At 49.1% G+C, this 1,914-nt stretch carries 3 protein-coding genes; all 3 read right to left on the reverse strand.

Going from position 1 to position 1,914, the window contains the following annotated elements; translation table 11 throughout:
• Nucleotides 1–216 precede the first annotated feature (216 nt).
• A complete protein-coding gene (locus ABYV26_RS24855) occupies nt 217–447 on the reverse strand; it encodes a hypothetical protein (protein ID WP_372684036.1) in 231 nt (76 codons plus the stop codon).
• Nucleotides 448–683: 236 nt separating this feature from the next.
• Nucleotides 684–965: a hypothetical protein gene (locus tag ABYV26_RS24860; RefSeq protein WP_372684037.1), complete on the reverse strand. Its 282-nt coding sequence runs from the start codon at nt 963–965 to the stop codon at nt 684–686.
• Nucleotides 966–1,247: 282 nt separating this feature from the next.
• On the reverse strand, nt 1,248–1,914 hold a 667-nt coding region (locus ABYV26_RS24865), incomplete at its 5' end, for a hemolysin III family protein (protein WP_372684038.1).

Raw genomic sequence — 1,914 nt, forward strand, 5'->3', positions numbered from 1 at the left:
CGCGTTGATCCCGGAAAAGCAACAGCCGATGACGCCCACCAGGGGATGGACGGCACCGGCTGGAAAAATGGTTGGTTACAACGGTGGTAGGGCAGGATGGTGGACGCGAACCCTCCATCCTGCCCGATAGCGCACGCCCGGTTGGCTGAACGCTACTTGATTTCCACGAAATCGGTCGCCGTAATGGTTTTAACTCCCTTGGCCGCTTCCAGGGCGTCAACCACCTAAACTTTTCCCCAAGGAAGATAAAATCGCATCCATCTTAGATTCAATTTCCTGGCACTTGTCCAAAGACAGTGAAAAGAAGATCTCAGGCCTTTCGGTGAACTCGTTCAAAAACGTGGCGAGGTCCGGTTCCATGCCGATTCGTCTGATAAAGTCAGCCTTCGTACCAGGCCTCATGCGCTCTTTATTCTTGCCTTCGTCGCTGCTTTGCATAGCTTGCATATCTTTCCGTGCTGGTGCAGCTCAGGAGTTCTCTATTTGACGATTTCCAGCACCGTTCATTTTTTGATTTTGGCGGAGACGGCCCCGATAATCGTCCGCATGGCCTGGGCGATCCGGCCCTGTTTGCCGAATCAGCTTTGTAAATTAGAATTTAGATGCTGCGCTGCGAAAAGCTGCATGGTTTGATATCAAAGGTGACAGAAAAAATAGTGGCGGAGGCGGTTCTCAGCAGCAGATTAAATTTTTCCCAATACAAGCAACACCACAAAGATAACCATCACCCGCATGATATCTTCAATCATCTGTTGCTCGAACTTGCGCATGGTTTCAGAGATAATATTTCTAAAATTCAAGGCGATGGTGGTATCTGGCGCTTTCTTGACAAGTTCGGCTTTCAGAAAAAGGTCTTTTTCGTATATCGTTTGCCTTAGATCTTCTTTCGCCTTGATGAATGATTTTTGCTCGGTATTCAGTTTCTTTATGGTTTCATCGCCATCTGCTCGAATGGGAAGATGCATGCTGGCTTGGGTGTGGGGCCCAATGGAATTCTTTTGCTGTCATTCACTGCTCCAAGTAGCTACAATCTTTGTGCCATGAATCTAAAATCAGTGCAGAGTCACCCATCTTATTGATTTATTTGATATACTTAATCACTTAGCGTTCCCGGGGAATCATTAAATGAAACTCGTCTTGGGTCATATTTGACCAATGGTCGCATGTAACCATTTTTTGTTGACCGGAAAGGGGTGTTTGTTGGAGGGTCCGGGAGGTTTGAAATTAGGATGGAAATATATTGATCGTCAGGCTGCATACCAAAGGACTAAGAAATAATGGCATGTAGTGCCGCCAATAACAAACAAATGCCAGATCAGGTGGCCATAAGGTACCCGCGAATCAGTTGCAAAAAAGGCGACACCGGCGGTGTATGACAGGCCTCCCGCAGTCAATAATAACAGTCCCGTAGCGGGCATGCTTGCAAATAAGGGCTTTACCGCAATCACGAGCAGCCACCCCATCAGCAGATAAAGGCAGGTGGAAAGAATGGGATGGGCGGTTTTATAGAATGCCTTCAGCACTACCCCGGCTATGGCAAGACCCCAAATAACCCCGAAGAGCGTCCAACCCCATGCACCGCGGAGTATGCCAAGGGTCAAGGGCGTGTATGTGCCGGCGATAAGGATAAAGATCGCGGAATGCTCGATGATCCGAAAACAGCGTTTGACTTTGCCGATTGGCCACGCATGGTAGAGCGCCGAAGCAAGATAAAGAATGATCATTGATGCGGAAAAGACAATGGTGCCGACAATGAATCCGGCATCCCCGTGCCTTACGGCATGCATGACCAGAAATGGTGTTCCAACCAGGGCGGCGAGCACCCCGATGCCGTGGCTGATGCTGTTGGCGATCTCTTCGCCCTGCGACTGAACACGCTTTGGGTTTGAAAGGTCTGCCTGCACCTTAGTTCCA

It is taken from the genome of Desulfosarcina sp. (assembly GCF_041551955.1).
Classification (GTDB): Bacteria; Desulfobacterota; Desulfobacteria; order Desulfobacterales; family Desulfosarcinaceae; genus Desulfosarcina.